Raw genomic sequence first — 18,620 nt, forward strand, 5'->3', positions numbered from 1 at the left:
ACATCGCATTTCATCTCTGCTGAGATTTGCCTTGGAAAGTTTTCAAGCATAAAAATGGGACGTAATTCGTCCCATTTTTATGCCCCACCTAATCACACAGCATTATTCAGTCAGGAACTTTTTCTGCCCATATTTGTATTCAATTGACATTTTCAAAATATCACCTTCGCGTTTCACCTGCCCTGACTGCTGCATAGTAGACAACATATTTTCGATATTTTGATCAGACATGGTAGCTCCGCCCTTTTGCATATAATTATTCATTACACTCGACATCATATTTTTATCAAACTGAACATCTGCTTTGTATTCCATTAAACTTGGTATCATTTTGACCATACCCATCATGGTGGATTGATGACTCGGCATAATACGCCCTGCCATACTCCCCTGAGCAACGCCTTGCCCTATAGCAAACTGATTATCTTTTGACTCAAAACGAAAACCTTCATTGATCACCGCCAATAAAGCAGGTTCTATATCTTTCACCAGTGCTTCTTTAGCCACGCAACTGTTTTCACCTTTCGCCAAGATATCAAAAAAACTCTGTAATTTTTGTCGATTCAAATCAATCACATTAAAATTAAACTGCACTTTCTGCATTGCTGGCACAAAAGGCATTTTCATTTCATCTAACCGCAACAACATTTCAGTGTTAAAAACCCGATCCGTCAATTTACTTGCAGTTTCGACACTAAAGTTCTTAAGTTCAACATTTATTGGTTTATTGATATCTCGATCTGACATTTTTAGCAAGTCCATCTGAATTTGGGTTTTCCCCTCTTCCAGATACTCACCATTAAGCCCTTGGTTGGTTTCTAGCTTTAATCCAACCATTTGAAAATTCATGTCTGTATCAGTGACTGTCAAATTTGGAATTTCCAGTTGTAAGTTTTGTATATTCAACTGTTGATCCACAGGTTTTGCACGAAATTTTAATTTTATCGGATCTAATCTAGACTGTATTTGGGCTTCATTTCGTGTAATGACTGGCGTAGTCAACGTGGTATTCATGTTTCCCAACCAATTGACTGTCGTTTGTACTTTAAGAGGTTCCTTTAATAAGGACTTAAGCATAGCTGGTGCTTGAATAATTTTAATCTCTGAATCAATAGCGTATCCATTCCAACTACGTTTAATATTATCCTGACCACTAAATTGAATCACTTCTTTGGGTTTACATGGATCTAGTACTAATTCGGCAATCCATTTAGCATCGCCTTTTAACGACCCCATGTGAAATTGTTGATACTCTAAAGTCAAATTATTTGATTGCTTGCTGCCCTGCTGATAATAAGTTTTCAAACTTTTATCCGCATAAAGATTACCTGCTACTGCGACCACAGTAAGCGTAAGTACGCCTCCAATACCCCACTTTAATTTAGTCATTTTCCCTATCTCAAGTTGTTTATTTGTTATTAAAATAAATTATAAAGAGAATCATTAAATAAAGATAATTATTTTGCAAATAAAGCACTTAGATGATATTTCCATCACAAAAATGTGAAAACTTACGTCACATTTTGACTTTAAAATGTCATTTTTAACATTTCTATTCCTCAATAAAAAACCTAGCCGAAGCTAGGTTTTTTATTTTGCGATTGAAAACGAATTAAACTTTTAACTCAATTTCATTTTCTCAAACTCAAGATGACCATGTTCAGCTTTAATCAAAATAGTATCGCCTGGGAGAAACTCACCACTTAATATTTTTTGTGCCAACGAGTTTTCGACTTGTTGTTGAATTGCACGTTTCAGTGGTCGAGCACCATAGATAGGATCAAAACCAGCATCTATTAATTGATCAAAAGCACTATCCTCGACAGAAAGACTCATGTCTTTTTCGCTTAAGCGTGAGCGTAAACGATCCAACTGAATATCTGCAATACCTCGAATTTGCTCTTTTTTCAATGAATGGAAAACCACCAATTCATCAATACGGTTAATGAATTCTGGACGGAAATGTTGCGATACCGCATTCATCACTACCGTACGAACTTCATCCTCTGTAGCACCTCCACCTAACTCACGTACATCTTGTGAACCTAAGTTTGAAGTCAACACGATGACTGTATTTTTAAAATCAACGACACGTCCCTGAGAGTCCGTTAAACGACCATCATCAAGCACCTGTAATAAGATGTTAAACACGTCAGGATGTGCTTTTTCCACTTCATCAAACAACACCACACTGTATGGTTTGCGTCGCACAGCTTCGGTTAAGATACCGCCTTCTTCATATCCAACATAGCCCGGAGGTGCACCAACCAAGCGGCTCACAGAATGTTTCTCCATGAACTCACTCATATCGATACGAACCATGGCATCGTCACTATCAAACAAGAAATTCGCCAAAGCTTTGGTCAATTCAGTTTTACCCACACCTGTTGGCCCAAGGAATAAGAATGAACCACTTGGTCGATTTGGATCAGATAAACCGGCGCGTGAACGACGGACTGCATTCGATACAGCAACAACCGCTTCATCTTGTCCAACCACACGGTTATGTAAAAAATCCTCCATATGAAGAAGTTTTTCACGTTCACCTTGCAACATTTTTGTCACAGGAATACCCGTTGCAGCACTGACCACTTCAGCAATTTCGTTCTCGGTCACTTTAGTACGAATCAATTTTGGCTCTTCACTACTTTCTTCAGCCACTTCTTCCGCTGCAAGGCGTTTTTGCAATTCAGGAATCACACCGTATTGCAAACGGCTTGCTTCAGCCAAATCACCTTCACGCTGTGCTTTTTCAAAAGCAGTTCGAGCTTTATCTAACTCGACTTGCGCCTGATTCGTCCCTTCAACTAAGGTTTTTTCAGCACGCCACACTTCTTCTAAATTGTTGTATTCTCGTTGAACTTCTTCAATTTGCTTTTCCAAATATTCAACTTCAGCTTTACTGACTGAGTCAGCATCTTGTTTTACCGCTTCCAATTGCATTTTCAACTGGATAAGACGGCGGTCTAAACGGTCAAGTGGCTCAGGTTTCGAGTCAATTTCCATTTTAATCCGCGATGCAGCTTCATCAATTAAATCAATGGCTTTATCTGGTAATTGACGGTCTGTAATATAACGATGTGACATTTTCGCAGCAGCAATAATTGCCGAATCAAGAATCTGCACACCATGATGTGTTGCATACTTCTCTTTTAAACCACGTAAAATTGCAATGGTGTCTTCTACACTCGGTTCATCGACCAAGACTTTTTGGAAACGACGTTCCAATGCTGCATCTTTTTCAATGAACTGACGATATTCATCTAAAGTGGTTGCACCCACACAGCGAAGCTCACCACGCGCCAATGCAGGTTTTAACATATTCCCTGCATCCATCGCACCATCACCTTTACCAGCACCGACAAGCGTATGTAGCTCATCAATAAATAAGATGATCTCGCCATCATATTTAGCAAGGTCTTTTAGAACGGCTTTTAAACGTTCTTCAAACTCACCACGATATTTCGCACCTGCCAATAACGACCCTAAGTCTAAAGATAAAACGCGTTTACCTTTTAAGCCTTCAGGCACTTCACCATTGACAATACGTTGTGCCAAGCCTTCTACAATCGCAGTTTTACCCACCCCTGGTTCACCAATAAGCACAGGGTTATTTTTAGTACGACGTGATAAAACTTGAATCGTTCGACGAATTTCTTCATCTCGCCCAATAACTGGATCAAGCTTGCCAGACATGGCACGTTCAGTTAAATCAACCGTATACTTATTCAGAGAATCACGTTGATCTTCGTGGTTATTTGCCATAACTTTGTCACCACCTCGTATATTTTCAATTGCTTTACGCAGCTTATCTGTCGTCACACCTACACTATTGAGTAGTGTTTTCGTTGCACCTGTTTCAGCGAGCGCTAAAATAACCCAATCCGTAGATAAAAATTCATCTCCCGCTTTTTGTGCAAAACTATCCGCTAGATTCAATGCACGTACAGCTTCTGGATTTAAATTGATATCGCCCGTTGGGTTAGCAATCGTTGCGGCATTATTTAATGCCTGCTGCAACTTGGTTTGAAGGTCTCTTAAATTTGCACCTGCCTGTTGTAACAAGCTGATATTAGATGATTCTTCTAATAGTGCAGATAGAATGTGAATACCTTCAATTGCGGTGTTATCTTTACCCATAGCTAAAGATTGGGCATCTGATAAGGCTTGCTGTAAGCGATTTGTAAATTTTTCAAAACGCATTCTTATTTTCCTCACAACAAATTTTGTACTTGGATAATAGATGGGAATGGTTTGATATTTTTCAACAATTTTATTAAAAAATATTTTTAATTTTCAATAATTAAAGTCATTAAGACAAAAAATATAACTCAGTTATAATATGGGTATATATCATAGGTTTTTCAAGTTCAATTTGATATCTTATGTATCAAATTCTATTTAAAATATATTATCTGACTCATTTTGAGCAACAGCATAAAACACCATGTGTTCATACTTGATGGTTTAAAAACTTATTTATGCAGTTTATTTAAGCAATAAAAAAATTTAATGCCATTAAAGACCAGAAAGTTAATGAATATAAAGCAACACGTGAACAAGGTTGCTTAACGTTGTTATTAAAGTTCTTAATTTGGATTGAGCTAAGACTATTTTATTCAATTTTGTAAATTTTTAACTTAAAAAGGATACAGCTTATATAACTTATAAAAATGGCAACTCACGTATGAATTACCATCCATTTTTTCATTACTCAGCTTCAATAATTTCAAAATCGTGAGTAATTTCAACACCACCATCTGACAACATTTTACTTGCTGAACAGTATTTTTCAGCAGAAAGCTCAACGGCTTTAGCCACCTGTTTTTCTTTTACTGCCTTACCTGTTACCACAAAATGTAAATGGATTTTGGTAAACACAGCAGGAATACTATCAGCACGATCCGCTTTCAACTGACATACGACCCCTGTCACATCTTGGCGTGATTTCTTTAAAATAGTCACAATATCAAAGGAAGCACACCCACCAAGTCCCATTAATATAAGCTCCATAGGACGTGGGCCACGGTTTTCACCACCGTATGCCTCAGCCCCATCCATGACAATTTGATGACCACTCTCTGATTTGGCTTCAAAAGCAACATTCTCTAGCCAATGAACACTTGTTTGCATTGCAACTACCTGAAAAAAGCTATAAATTTACGACGTACCTGTACACTAACATAAATTGAGTTGATACGGAATTTCATCTCTTCTATGTGACAAGTTCATTTTAGGTCTTGTGCGATCTATTACTTATCCATATTCGGAACCGTTAGCATGACTGCAAACTTTTCACAACTTAGCACTGATGCGCTTTCTCCTGGCCAGCTACCAGAGTCAGTAAAAGCATTACTAAAACGTGCATATATCAACCGCTACCCAAAACGCACTGCAATCATAGATGCAGGCACTGAATCAAAGTCTCTTTATTTGATTTTAAAAGGTTCAGTATCCATTATTTTACGCGAAGATGATGAGCGCGAAATTGTAGTTGCATATTTGAATGCCGGTGACTTTTTTGGGGAAATGGGCTTATTTGAAGCAAATCCACAACGTACTGCAGAAGTTCGTACACGTGACGTATGTGAAATTGCTGAAATTACCTATGAAAATTTTCATGAATTAAGCAAACAATATCCAGATCTTAGCTATGCTGTATTTGCTCAACTGGTGCGCCGTTTAAAAAATACCACACGTAAAGTCACAGACCTTGCATTTATAGATGTATCTGGTCGTATTGCACGTTGTTTAATTGATCTTTCTTCACAACCTGAAGCCATGATTCTTCCAAATGGTCGCCAGATCCGTATTACTCGTCAAGAAATTGGCCGTATTGTTGGTTGTTCTCGCGAAATGGTTGGACGCGTTTTAAAAACGCTTGAAGAACAAGGCATGATCGAAACAGATGGTAAAGCCATTCTTATTTTTGATGTTACACCTGAAGAAACTGATGTTTCTTCAGAGAAGGATGACGACGAAGAATAAGCTTTTTATCTTTGCCAATTCAATAAAAAAGCAGATCTTATGATTTGCTTTTTTATGCTTTCATTTTTTATTCTTTTGTCACATTTATGACAACTTTAAAACTATTCATGATTTAACTCTTATGACTAAATCAGGTAGTCTTGTACACAACTTAAAATGCCATGATAAAAATTAAAGGATAAACCTCGATGCAACTGAAACCTTTAGCCAATACAGGAATATTGGTTCCTGAAATTTGTTTAGGAACCATGACTTTTGGTGAGCAAAATACCCAAGCAGAGGCCTTCCAACAACTTGAATATGCTTTAGATCAAGGTTTGTTCTTTTGGGATACCGCTGAAATGTATCCAGTGCCACCCAAACCTGAAACTCAAGGTGCTACTGAAACAATATTGGGCAATTGGATTGCACAACGTGGCAATCGAGATCAATTATTTATCGCCTCAAAAATAGCAGGTCCCTCACAAGGCGGCAGCCAGATCCGTGATGGGCAAACACGCTTTACAGCAGCAGAGATTGCTTCTGCCATTGATGACTCCCTACAACGCCTGCAAAGCGATTATATCGACCTCTATCAACTGCATTGGCCACAACGACCAACCAACTTCTTTGGTAAACTCGGTTATGGCAACAGTGAAGCACAGCAAAATAGCGAAATTACAGCTTTAGAAGAAACCCTGACCGCTTTAAGTGATGAAATTAAAAAAGGACGCATTCGTTATATTGGACTGTCCAATGAAACGCCATGGGGAACCATGAAATTTTTAAACTTGGCAGAAAAATTAGGTTTAGAAAAATTTGTCAGTGTGCAAAACCCCTACAACCTATTAAACCGTACCTATGAAATTGGCATGTCAGAAATTGCCCATTATGAAAATGTAGGATTGCTGGCCTATTCCCCTTTAGCTTTTGGTTATTTGACGGGTAAACTCCGTCATGGCGCGCGTCCCGCCAATGCTCGTGTCACACTATTCTCGCGTTTTAACCGCTATAGCAATCCAGAAAGTGAATGGGCAACCGAACAGTATGCTCAACTTGCGGAGCAACATGGCTTAACCCTCACTCAGCTTGCATTGGCATTTATCAAGCAACAATTCTTTGTGACCAGCACTATTATTGGTGCAACAAATTTGGATCAACTCAAAGAAAACATCCAAGCTTTTGACATTGATTTATCTGTAGACATTTTACAAGGCATTGAAGACATCCATCGTCAACAGCCCAACCCTGCACCCTGAATAAAGCGCTGCTTTATTCTTTATTCAGTATTTAAATCAATAATTTATGATGCTCAAAAATCAAAAAATTATATAAAAAAGGATGCCTATCGCATCCTTTTTTAAACCTAACTATTTATTAACGCTTATTATAAATTGCTTGAGCAGTAGGCAAATTTTTACGCATTGCTTCAATACGCTGGCTATTTGAAGGGTGAGTAGACAAGAATGATGAACCACCTGCACCATCTAATTTATTCATTTTTTCCCAAAGCGTAATTGCTGCTTGCGGGTTATAACCTGCACGCGCCATAAGAAGTAATCCACCTTGGTCGGCACGACTTTCAAGACTACGTGAATAAGGCAACCCTATCCCGACTTGACTCCCTAACTGCGCTGCTGCTGTACCCAATTGTCCAACATTGTTTCCTGCTGCACTTAAACCAATATTTAAAGCTAAATCAGTTAAGGCTTGAGCACCAATTTTATTTTTAGAATGTTCCTCTAAAGCATGTACCATTTCATGCCCCATCACTGCCGCAATTTCTGCATCTGTCAGGTTTAGCTTATTGACAATACCTGTATAGAACACAACTTTACCACCAGGTGCGACATAGGCATTGACCTGATCAGATTTCAAAACTGCCAGTTGCCAACTAAACTTCTGACCCGTTTGATTCACTTGATCTGCATACGGTTTTAAACGCAAAAATACAGCATTAATACGTTTATACGTCGCAGATGAAGTATCTAAGGTTTTATTTGCACTTGCTTCTTGAACTGTTTTATTAAAGCCTTGTGCCGCAGCTACATTTAATGTGGATGAATCCGCCCCTGCCATTTCCGCAACAGTGGTACAACCCGAAATAGTGATCACACTTGCTGCACATAAACTCAAAATAAACTTGCTGTTCATTATAATAATCTCCACCTTAAAAATAGATATCTGTTTTAAGGCGATTATATGGAATTGTCGATCAGCTTTAAATTATTATTCAATCCACATTCATATCATTTATGTAACCGCGCTTATTTAAGAAACTGAAAACTAAGCCAATAAATAAGACATAAAGCATTCAGAACCAAATACACTTGGCAAAGTGGTTTGATTTTTTGCTCAAGTTGATCATTTTTTCGTTTAAAAAATAAAAATGCATTTTGAATTAAAATTAATGGCACCAAAATACACGCAATAATGACACTTAAACCAATAAATACCCCATAGACAATATTAGGATCTTGAGTTTGTGCTTGAATAATCAGCATCGCAATGGTCGGTGCTCCACCCATTGCAAAAAGTAAGGAATAAAAAATCGTTCCTGAAATATTTTTATGCATCCGCACAACCCGCTATTTATCTTATGTTTTGTATTTTAGCAACTGCCAATGATTTAAACAGTACTCTCTGATGCAACTTTAGTCTTGCAGAATTTTCACCAGCATATATCCACTTATCATCTTGTTAAAAAAAGGGAACATAAAAAAGCCTCACATATTGCGAGGCTTTTTTTACCATCTTTCTATGCGCTTAAATTAAGCATTAAAAGGATGACGTAATACAATGGTTTCTTCACGGTCTGGACCAGTTGAAACGATGTCGATTGAACATTCAATTAACTGCTCAATGCGTTTTACATAAGCAATTGCATTTGCTGGCAATTGTTCCATGCTTTTTGCACCGAAAGTCGACTCAGACCAACCTGGCATTGTTTCATAGATTGGTTTTAACGTTTCAAATGCAAGTGCATCAGAAGAACCAACACAACCAGAATCAGCAGCTTCGTAACCGATACAGATTTTCACTTCTTCTAAACCATCAAGAACGTCAAGTTTAGTTAAGCAAATACCAGAAAGTGAGTTTACATCTACAGAGCGACGTAGAATTTCTGCATCAAACCAACCACAACGGCGTTGACGACCAGTAGACGCACCAAATTCAGAACCTTTAGTTCCAAGGTGTTTACCAATCGCATCACCTACGTCATTTGCAGCATCATAAACCAACTCTGTTGGGAATGGACCTGCGCCTACACGTGTTGTATATGCTTTAGTGATACCAAGTACATAGTCAAGGTGCAATGGACCCAAACCTGAACCTGAGCTTACGCCACCAGCAGTTGTATTTGAAGATGTTACATACGGATATGTACCATGATCGACATCAAGAAGTGAACCTTGAGCGCCTTCAAACATAATGTTTTCACCGTTTTTACGGTAGTTATGCAATTCAGTTGTTACATCCACAACAAGTGGAGCTACAACTTCACGCCATTGGTCGCAAAGCGCAAGTACATCTTCAAGATTAACTGCTTCTACACCGTAGAATTGAGTTAATTGGAAGTTATGGTATTCAAGTAGCTCTTCAAGTTGAGCTTTAAGATGTTCACCACCACGCACTAAGTCAGCAACACGAATTGCACGACGTGCAACTTTATCTTCATACGCTGGGCCAATACCACGACCAGTCGTACCAATTTTCGCATTACCACGTTTTTTCTCACGTGCTTGGTCAAGTGCAATATGGTTCGGAAGAATTAAAGGACAGTTTGGAGAGATACGTAAACGTTCTTTAACAGGCACGCCTTCTTTTTCAAGAATGTCCATTTCTTCGATTAATGCAGCAGGTGAAAGTACAACACCATTACCAATTAAGCAAAGTACGTTTTCACGTAAAATACCAGATGGAATGAGGTGTAATACAGTTTTCTTACCACCAACCACGAGTGTATGACCAGCGTTATGTCCGCCTTGGTAACGAACTACCGCAGCCGCTTGATCTGTGAGCAGGTCGACAATCTTACCTTTACCTTCGTCGCCCCATTGGGTACCGAGTACCACAACATTTTTGCCCATAATAGCCTCATTGCATCATGCTGTTAAAATTGAAAACTTAAATTAGTCACTTGACACTAATTCACGTCATTAAATCTTTTCGACTTTCCACTCACCTGCCACACTCACCAATTGATGAGTTGCATGCGGTACTGAGTTTAAACTGTCATTTCCAAGTAACTGAATTACACCAAAGCCTTGTGTACGTGCATTCGAAATTGCTTCAAGCAAATCCATCGCTGTACCCTTCGGTGCAACCACTACATTTAAATCTGTAAATTGACCTGCACTTAAAGCATATAAGTCACAGCTAAAACCTGTAGCAGGACGGGCACGACCAAAATGCTGACCAATGCCGTCATAGCGCCCACCTTGTGCCAGTGGAGCCGCGCGGTTTGGTGCATACACTGCGTACATTAAACCCGTGTGATAATGGTATGAACGTAACTCGACAACATCAATACCAATGTGCAGATTTGGCCAACGTGATTGAATTTCGACTTGAGTCGTTTTCAATACATCAAAAGCGTGTTTAAATGCCTCATCCGCCAATATTTCAGCACTTAAATGTGTCTGTAATGCATCTAAATCACTTGAATAACGACCAAGCGTATAGAAATCTGAACCAAATTTTAATTCTTGAGTAAACTCTGCAAGTTCAGGCAGTGCTTTACGTTGATACAAATCCGAAAGATGGCTTTCAACAGCCTTGGTCAAACCCGCATGTTTAACTAAACTACGGAATAACCCAACATGCCCTAAATCTAAATGCGTACCTGCTGCCAAGCCTGCTTTCTCAATCAAGCTCAGCATGACATCAACCATTTCGACATCAGCATCAATGCTGTCTGAACCAAATAGTTCTGCACCCAATTGTAGTGGTGAACGTGTGGTATTAAACCCTTGTGGTTTCGTATGTAAAACCGTTCCTGCATAGCAGTAACGAGCCACACCTTCTACTGGATGTACATGCGCATCAATACGAGCCACTTGTGGTGTCATATCGGCACGCACACCAAGTAAACGACCAGAAAGCTGATCGATCACTTTAAAAGTAGCTAAGTCTAAATCTTGATTCGATTCTGAAAGAGAAGATAGAGATTCGATGTATTCAATAAATGGCGTGTACACCAATTGATAACCTCGAGATGCGAGGAAATCTAGTGCGTCACGACGCAAAGTTTCAATCACTTGCGCCTGTTCGGGTAATACATCAGCTACACCATCAGGTAATAACCATGTCTCTGAAATGGGCATGTTGTAAACCTAAATTCTGTCAGCGCGGAACGAATCCGCATAAAAAAATCGGGAACACACCCGATTTCTCCTAGTCTAGCACGATAATTTTAGCTGTGCACCTGACTTTTTCAGAAAAAATGGCGAATACTTATTGTTTAATCAACATGAAATCATTCAAATTTATGAAATTATCAATCAATAGAAAATTCAATATCTAAGCCAAAAACACAATCATACAAAAAGCAAGTGATCAGTCTAAAGGTAAGGCTGTTGTTTGCTTGACTTTTTGTAAAGGAATCTCAGTTTTGACATTTTGAATTCCTGCAATTTTATTTAAATGATGAATTTGAAACTGACGATACGCCGCTAAGTCGGCAACCACAATTCTTAAAAAGAAATCACAATCCCCTGCCATAAGCTGACACTCCACCACCTCAGGCATATCATGCACAGCATCGACAAACTGGTTTACAGTTTCTGCATCTTGTCCTTTCAACCAAATTCGTGCAAAAACCGTTAACGCAAGATTTACTTTTGTTGGATCAACCAAAGCCACGTATTTTTCAATAATGCCATCATCTTCTAATTGTTTAACGCGCCGCAAACATGGCGATGCCGACAAACCCACGATTTGAGCCAATTCATTATTTTGCAATTTCCCGTTGTGCTGTAAGGCTTTCAGTATGCGCTTATCAACATGATCCATCATTAACCACCAGAGTAGTAAATTTCAATTAAATATAATTTAACGCTATTTAATTTCATTTAAAACCAAAATTAAGCTAATTTAAGTGAAAAATACTCCATAAATTATCATAAAATATTTTTCTAAATCCAACTCCTCTTGTCAGGCCAAACCTTATGTTTACGTTAAAAAATATAACTCAAGATTTAACGTATTCGCAGGACTTCACTGAATTTAAACGTGGCATAAAAATATCAATTCCGATGCTATTGGGGATTATCCCCTTTGCTTTAGTACTTGGCGCACAAGCCACGCAAAAAGGCTTTTCTTTTATTGAAGTGCCTTTATTTACAGGTCTCAATTTTGCAGGCGGTTCAGAATTTGCCATTTTAGAACTCTGGACCAATCCACCCAATATTTTAATGCTGATGTTCATTACTTTTTTAGTCAATAGTCGTCATTTACTCATGGGGGCAAGCCTAGTGCCCTACCTCAGACATTTACCCAACAAACAGGTTTTCCCCGCTTTATTTTTTATGTGTGATGAAAGTTGGGCGGTTGCCTTGGCGGATGCACAAAAAAGACAAGTTCAGACGGGCATCAATCATGCCTTTAATCTGTCTTTTTACGCAGGTCTTTGTTTTGCTCTTTACCTCATGTGGGTTGGATTCACCGCCTTAGGGGGCGCAATTGGACCCATTTTAGGCGATGCGTCACGTTTTGGCTTCGACATGGCATTTCCCGCAGTATTTTTAGTGTTATTACGCGGCATGTGGAAAGGTTTACATGCAGCGCGACCATGGTTGGTCAGTTTAGTTACCGCTGCACTGGCATATTTATATTTACCCCAAGGTTGGCATGTCCCTATTGGCGCAATCGCAGGTATTGCTTCTGCCTATTGGTTGTTAGGAGATAAAAAGTGATTCATTCAGCAACCCTCATTGCCATTTTATGCATTGCAATCACCACTTATCTGACACGTGTTTTAGGTTATGTTTTACTGAAAAATAAAACCCTCGCCCCTCGCCAGAAACAAATCTTAGAAGTGGTTCCTGGCTGTGTGCTCATTTCAGTGATTGCACCTTATTTTGTCAAAGACAACCCTGCCGATTTACTGGCAATTGCGATTACACTGCTTGCAGCTTCACGTTTTTCCTTACTGCCTACAGTGTTGATTAGCATGTTATCAGCAGCAGTTTTAAGGTTCGTGCTTATTTAAGCTGGTTTAAGCCTTAAAGACTGAAATTAAAGTGATGGTCTATCAGACGAATTTGCCGCCTTTGCTAGTAAGCCAACCAGTTCAGCATTGTGCAACTCGATCTGACTTAATTTAACCGTGGTTTTATCCAACATCTCTTGCTGAAGATGCATTTTTTTGGCCAAGTCCTGCATAATTTCCAAGGTCTTTTTTAAGTTTTCTTCTAAATGAATGACTTTTTCTTCAAGTTTTTGATTAAGTTCAGTTTCACTTAGTACATCAGTTTGATTCTTTATTTGTACCCAAATTAAAAAAATCACGGCGATTGCTAAAAGCAGAATAAAACCCCAGATAAATATCAACATGATATGCATTTCTCTTATCTTATTTAGTTGTTATTCACTATCATAACGAATTAATCATCTAAATTTTCAAAAATTCGTTTAAGTTCAGCAACTATTTTGATCTATCGACCTAATTTCTAAGTCACTAATGACACAGCCAACACATTCATTCAAAAAACACTTCCCAAATAACCACAATACATTGTATTTTTATTCACCAATAACGCAAATATTCAATTTTCATTTACAACCGTTAAAAACAATCATTATTTATCAGCATTTTATGCTTTCAACATCTCGGGGTCTGCACTCACCATGGAACTTCACAGCAACTTATATTTTAAGCATCCTAACCCAGAAATCATGAATAAATTAGATCGCCTCTTTCAAGAACATCAGGGCAATGCTGAAATATTCAAACAAATTGCGGTCACCATCAATCCAACCGAAGGTGAAGAACTTGCTCAAGATCTCATTGACCAAGTCGATCAGGTTGAATATGACTTAGGGCCAGAATCACTGTACCGTTTTGAAGGATATTCGATTGCTCACTTTGTGCATGGTTCATCGGGTGATGAATTTATGGAAGCCATTTTAAACTTCTTAAAAAGCTTAGTTCCTGACATCCATACACAAGCTTGGGGTTGTGGTGATGATGACCCGTGGGAATTTTGGTTTAAATTTGAAGGTGATGAACTTATTCGTGAGGATGATGAACCCTTCAATGACCCTAATGAAGATCAACTGATTCAATCTTCCATCTATGCATGGTGGCACAAAGACATGCCGAAAGAAATCCAAGAGGGCTTCTTAAACGATCCAAATTATATCAGTGAAGAAGAATAGTCTTTTTCTCAAACAGAGGTTGATTAAGCGTTTAATCAGCCTCTGTTTTTATATGAATTTTGATGTAAAGGATTCACACAAATCAAGCAAGCGATTGGCATAACCCCATTCGTTGTCATACCATGCAAAAACTTTGGCTTGACGCCCAACCACCATAGTTTGATTCAGATCCACCACCAAAGAATAGGGAGAATGGTTAAAGTCTGATGAAACTAAGGGTTCATCTGTCACATCCATAATTTCAGCATAATCATGACGTGCTGATTTGACCAGAACTTCATTAATCTTGTGTGCTGTGACATGCGATTGCGAAATAAACGTTAAGTCGATGGCTGCCACATTAATAGTCGGTACACGAATAGAATAACCATCAATACGATCTGCCATTTTTGGCATCACACTTTTCAAAGCCCCTAAAGCCGATGAAGTGGTTGGAATAATATTTTGCCCCGAAGCACGCGCACGACGTAAATCACGATGCGCATGATCCAATACCGACTGATCTGCTGTGACGGCATGAATTTCAGTCATGAGTGCAGTATCAATGCCAAATGCATCATCAATGATTTTAACCAGTGGAACCAAGGCTTGTGTGGTACATGATACGCTGGAAATAATTTGATCGGTGCTTTTCACTTCATGATGGTTGACACCATAAACAATCGCTGCATCCACGCTATCAAAAGGAGCTGCGCCAATAATGACCCGCCTCGCCCCTGCTGTAATATGTTTTGTCGCAGCTTCACGGGAACGAAATAAACCCGTACATTCAAGTACAACATCAATATTTAAATCATGCCAAGGCAATAATTCTGGATTTTCTTGGCAAAAGACCTTGACTTTTAATTGCGCCAAACCCGCCGAAATATGCAAAAAAATATGTTCATTTTCCCATAACACTTCAACTTTACCTTTAAAGCGCCCATGGGTTGTATCGTATTTAAATAAATGAATTAAAGTCTCTACATCTGCAACATCATTAATCGCCACAATGTCAAAATGGAAATCTTTAGGATTTTCAAACCAAGCACGTAATACATTGCGACCAATTCGCCCGAAACCATTAATGGCTACTCGTTGCATTAGATATCCTTAACTCTTGGGTAGATGTAAATACTTGTATATGTTAATGGATTTCGACTGAATATCGATACCATTTCTTCACATCTATTGATGAATATTGCGCTCCAATCACCCTGACTTTACTTTTGATGTCATTTTTTCACAAATCAGGATCAAAGAAAGTAAGCTAAAAACATTGACCAAGCTGTGCATTAAATTTTGACGATAACGGCTCTAGATCAATTAACTCTTAGATTTACATCAAAAAGCTCAGGATAACGATTCTATAGAATTGTCATTAATTCACCTTAAAGTGATTGGTGCATACAGCTTTTTCCGTTATAATTTGGCGTTTTAAAATTTTATACCCAGTATACTGAGGCAGCTATTCTTAAATGAATTTGCTCGGTTATGCTATTAGCCAATACGAAATATATGGAGTGACTTGGTTGTGAGTACTCGTTTTATGACATCAGCTGAAATTCGTGAAGCATTTTTGCGTTACTTTGAATCGCAAGGGCATACACGTGTCGCGTCGAGTTCACTAGTACCCGCCAACGACCCGACTTTACTGTTCACCAATGCCGGGATGAACCAGTTTAAAGACTGCTTCCTTGGTTTGGAAAAACGTGATTATGTTCGTGCAACATCTTCACAAAAATGTGTACGTGCCGGTGGTAAACACAACGACTTAGACAACGTCGGTTATACAGCACGTCACCACACCTTCTTCGAAATGTTAGGTAACTTCTCTTTTGGCGATTACTTTAAACGTGATGCGATCAAATTTGCATGGGAATTCCTTACTGGTGACGAATGGTTAGCACTGCCTAAAGATAAACTCTATGCCACTGTTTACCATACCGATGACGAAGCGTTTGACATCTGGAACAAAGAAATTGGTTTAGATGCTAGCCGTATTATCCGCATTGGCGACAACAAAGGCGGTCAATACGCATCAGATAACTTCTGGGCAATGGGTGATACAGGTCCTTGTGGTCCTTGTTCTGAAATTTTCTTTGATCATGGCGATCACATCTGGGGTGGCTTACCGGGCACACCTGAAGAAGATGGCGACCGTTTCATTGAAATTTGGAACAACGTATTCATGCAGTTCAATCGCACTGCTGATGGTGTATTACATGCACTACCTGCCCCATCTGTCGATACAGGTATGGGCTTAGAACGTATTTCTGCGGTTTTACAACATGTAAATTCAAACTACGAAATCGACTTGTTCCAAAACTTGCTTAAATCTGCTGCGCAAATTATTGAGCTTGATACGACTGCAATTGACGCTGAAGCTGCGACAAACAACAAACCTGTTGACTACCCTGCGTCTTTAAAAGTGGTTGCTGACCATGCACGTTCATGTTGCTTCCTGATTGCTGATGGCGTAAATCCATCTAATGAAGGTCGTGGCTATGTGCTACGTCGCATCATTCGTCGTGCAGTACGTCATGGTAATAAACTCGGTGCAACAGGTTCATTCTTCTACAAAATGCTTCAACCGCTTGTTGATGTGATGGGTGTTGCTTATCCAGAACTGGCGGCAAACCAAGCTCGTATTGAAGCTTTATTACTAAAAGAAGAAGAACAATTCGCCAAAACACTTGAGCAAGGTTTAAAACTGCTTGAAGGTGAACTTGCGAATCTAAAAGGTTCAGTCATTCCAGGTGCAGTTGTATTTAAACTTTACGATACTTACGGCTTCCCTGCTGACTTAACCGCTGATATTGCACGTGAACGTGATTTAACCATTGACGAAGCTGGCTTTGAAGTTGAAATGGCGGCACAACGTCAACGCGCACGTGATGCAGGAAAATTTGCAATCGACTACAACAGCATTGTCAATATTGAAGGCGAAACTCAATTTGATGGTTATGATGCAACCCAAGGTCAAGGTCAAATTATCGCGATCTATAAAGATGGCGAGCAAGTTGATGAAGTGAATGAAGGCGATGAAGCACTAATCGTACTGAATCAAACGCCGTTCTATGCAGAAAGCGGTGGTCAAATCGGTGATACTGGCTTGTTCAAAAACGAGACAGGTATTTTTGAAGTTCAAGATACTAAAAAATCTGGTGGTGCTTTTGTCCATCAAGGTATCGTGACTGTAGGTAGCTTAAAAGCCACTCAGTCTGTTGAAGCAATTGTAAAAGCCGATATTCGTGAAGCCACTGCGCGTAACCACTCTGCAACTCACCTTTTACATTCAGCCCTTCGTCAAGTACTCGGTGCTCATGTACAGCAAAAAGGTTCATTGGTTGCCAGCGATATCTTACGTTTCGACTTTGCCAACGACCAACCTGTGACATTTGAACAACTACAACAGGTTGAACGCATTGTAAACCTTGAAGTAATTGCTAACACAGCCGTTTCTACCGAATTGCTAGACATCGAATCTGCGCAAGAAAAAGGCGCAATGATGTTGTTTGGCGAAAAGTATGGTGACGAAGTTCGCGTACTTTCTATGGGTTCAATGATTGAAGATAAAAACTTCTCAATCGAACTGTGTGGTGGTATTCACGTCAAACGCACTGGTGATATCGGTCTGTTCAAAATCACCTCTGAAGGTGGTGTTGCAGCCGGTGTACGTCGTATCGAAGCCGTGACAGGTACAAAAGCAGTTGAAGTGATTCAAAAAGCAGACGCAGACATTCAACAGATCAATGGCTTATTGAAAGCGCAAAAAGATCAAACGGTTGAAAAAGTTGAAGCGACTGTTGAAACAGCACATCAATTGCAAAAGCACATTGAACAACTCAACCAAAAATTAGCGAACTTCCAAGCAGCTGAACTTTTAAGCCAAGTTCAAACCATTGCTGGTCGTTCGACTTTAATCACCACCGTGCAAGGTATGGATGTGAAATCACTACGTAACTTACATGATGGGGTGAAATCTAAATTAGACAATGCAGTGATTGTACTTGCTGGCGTTGAAGGCGATAAAGTTAGCCTTCTTGCTTCGGTCGCAAAAGACTTCACTGCAAACATTAAAGCAGGTGACATTATCAAACACTTAGCCACTGAACTTGGTGGTAAAGGTGGTGGTAAACCTGACTTGGCACAAGGTGGCGCGCCACTTAACGAGAAGTTTGCACCAGTGATGGCCGGTTTAACGGCTTGGCTTGAAGCAAAATAAGACTTCACTTTTTGTGTAACTGATCCTGAAAAGGTAATTCAGGATCATGGCTTTTATGGAACAA

The 18,620-nt window shown here is 39.3% G+C and carries 16 protein-coding genes; 6 read left to right on the forward strand and 10 right to left on the reverse strand.

Features of this window, described 5'->3' with window-relative positions; translation table 11 throughout:
* Positions 1-102 precede the first annotated feature (102 nt).
* From B9T24_RS10515 to B9T24_RS10525, 3 genes are all read right to left on the reverse strand, one after another.
* Positions 103-1,389, reverse strand: a complete 1,287-nt coding sequence (locus B9T24_RS10515; protein WP_086165721.1) for a DUF945 family protein — start codon at positions 1,387-1,389, stop codon at positions 103-105.
* Between the two features lie 231 nt (positions 1,390-1,620).
* Positions 1,621-4,203, reverse strand: coding sequence for an ATP-dependent chaperone ClpB (gene clpB / locus B9T24_RS10520; RefSeq protein ID WP_086165722.1), 2,583 nt, complete (start codon positions 4,201-4,203; stop codon positions 1,621-1,623).
* A 507-nt stretch (positions 4,204-4,710) separates the two neighbouring features.
* The gene (locus tag B9T24_RS10525; RefSeq protein ID WP_004648615.1) at positions 4,711-5,133 is read right to left on the reverse strand and encodes an OsmC family protein; all 423 of its coding nucleotides are present in this window, start codon (positions 5,131-5,133) and stop codon (positions 4,711-4,713) included.
* Between the two features lie 147 nt (positions 5,134-5,280).
* Between B9T24_RS10525 and crp the strand changes: the two genes are divergently transcribed.
* Positions 5,281-5,988 carry a cAMP-activated global transcriptional regulator CRP gene (crp, locus tag B9T24_RS10530; protein ID WP_086165723.1) on the forward strand — a complete coding sequence of 236 codons (708 nt, stop codon included), beginning with the start codon at positions 5,281-5,283 and terminating at the stop codon, positions 5,986-5,988.
* 188 nt (positions 5,989-6,176) lie between these two features.
* On the forward strand, positions 6,177-7,226 hold the full coding sequence (locus B9T24_RS10535) for an NADP(H)-dependent aldo-keto reductase (protein ID WP_086165724.1): 1,050 nt from the start codon (positions 6,177-6,179) through the stop codon (positions 7,224-7,226).
* A 118-nt stretch (positions 7,227-7,344) separates the two neighbouring features.
* On the opposite strand, the gene B9T24_RS10540 is transcribed toward B9T24_RS10535, so the two are convergent.
* The 5 genes from B9T24_RS10540 to B9T24_RS10560 form a co-directional block, all read right to left on the reverse strand.
* Complete coding sequence (locus tag B9T24_RS10540; protein WP_086165725.1) at positions 7,345-8,121, reverse strand: M48 family metallopeptidase; 777 nt, start codon at positions 8,119-8,121, stop codon at positions 7,345-7,347.
* A 113-nt stretch (positions 8,122-8,234) separates the two neighbouring features.
* Complete coding sequence (locus tag B9T24_RS10545; RefSeq protein ID WP_086165726.1) at positions 8,235-8,543, reverse strand: hypothetical protein; 309 nt, start codon at positions 8,541-8,543, stop codon at positions 8,235-8,237.
* A 195-nt stretch (positions 8,544-8,738) separates the two neighbouring features.
* Entirely contained in the window at positions 8,739-10,058 is a 1,320-nt protein-coding gene (locus B9T24_RS10550; protein ID WP_086165727.1) for an adenylosuccinate synthase, read from the reverse strand.
* A 69-nt stretch (positions 10,059-10,127) separates the two neighbouring features.
* Positions 10,128-11,294 (reverse strand): ATP phosphoribosyltransferase regulatory subunit, encoded by a 1,167-nt coding sequence (locus B9T24_RS10555; protein ID WP_086165728.1) that lies wholly within the window; start codon positions 11,292-11,294, stop codon positions 10,128-10,130.
* Positions 11,295-11,526: 232 nt separating this feature from the next.
* A complete protein-coding gene (locus B9T24_RS10560) occupies positions 11,527-11,982 on the reverse strand; it encodes an Lrp/AsnC family transcriptional regulator (RefSeq protein WP_086165729.1) in 456 nt (151 codons plus the stop codon).
* A gap of 155 nt (positions 11,983-12,137) precedes the next feature.
* Between B9T24_RS10560 and B9T24_RS10565 the strand changes: the two genes are divergently transcribed.
* The gene (locus tag B9T24_RS10565; protein ID WP_086165730.1) at positions 12,138-12,884 is read left to right on the forward strand and encodes an AzlC family ABC transporter permease; all 747 of its coding nucleotides are present in this window, start codon (positions 12,138-12,140) and stop codon (positions 12,882-12,884) included.
* The gene (locus B9T24_RS10570; RefSeq protein WP_086165731.1) at positions 12,881-13,180 is read left to right on the forward strand and encodes an AzlD family protein; all 300 of its coding nucleotides are present in this window, start codon (positions 12,881-12,883) and stop codon (positions 13,178-13,180) included. Before B9T24_RS10565 ends, B9T24_RS10570 begins: the two co-directional genes overlap by 4 nt.
* Before the next feature lie 26 nt (positions 13,181-13,206).
* Here B9T24_RS10570 and B9T24_RS10575 read toward each other — a convergent pair whose 3' ends face one another.
* A complete protein-coding gene (locus B9T24_RS10575; RefSeq protein ID WP_086165732.1) occupies positions 13,207-13,524 on the reverse strand; it encodes a hypothetical protein in 318 nt (105 codons plus the stop codon).
* Between the two features lie 294 nt (positions 13,525-13,818).
* Between B9T24_RS10575 and B9T24_RS10580 the strand changes: the two genes are divergently transcribed.
* A complete protein-coding gene (locus B9T24_RS10580) occupies positions 13,819-14,349 on the forward strand; it encodes a hypothetical protein (RefSeq protein WP_086165733.1) in 531 nt (176 codons plus the stop codon).
* A 48-nt stretch (positions 14,350-14,397) separates the two neighbouring features.
* Here B9T24_RS10580 and B9T24_RS10585 read toward each other — a convergent pair whose 3' ends face one another.
* Positions 14,398-15,432, reverse strand: coding sequence for a type I glyceraldehyde-3-phosphate dehydrogenase (locus B9T24_RS10585; protein WP_086165734.1), 1,035 nt, complete (start codon positions 15,430-15,432; stop codon positions 14,398-14,400).
* A 430-nt stretch (positions 15,433-15,862) separates the two neighbouring features.
* Between B9T24_RS10585 and alaS the strand changes: the two genes are divergently transcribed.
* Entirely contained in the window at positions 15,863-18,556 is a 2,694-nt protein-coding gene (alaS, locus tag B9T24_RS10590; RefSeq protein WP_171264892.1) for an alanine--tRNA ligase, read from the forward strand.
* Positions 18,557-18,620 lie beyond the last annotated feature (64 nt).

This window comes from Acinetobacter sp. ANC 4654 (assembly GCF_002135425.1).
GTDB classification, from domain to species: domain Bacteria; phylum Pseudomonadota; class Gammaproteobacteria; order Pseudomonadales; family Moraxellaceae; genus Acinetobacter; species Acinetobacter kyonggiensis.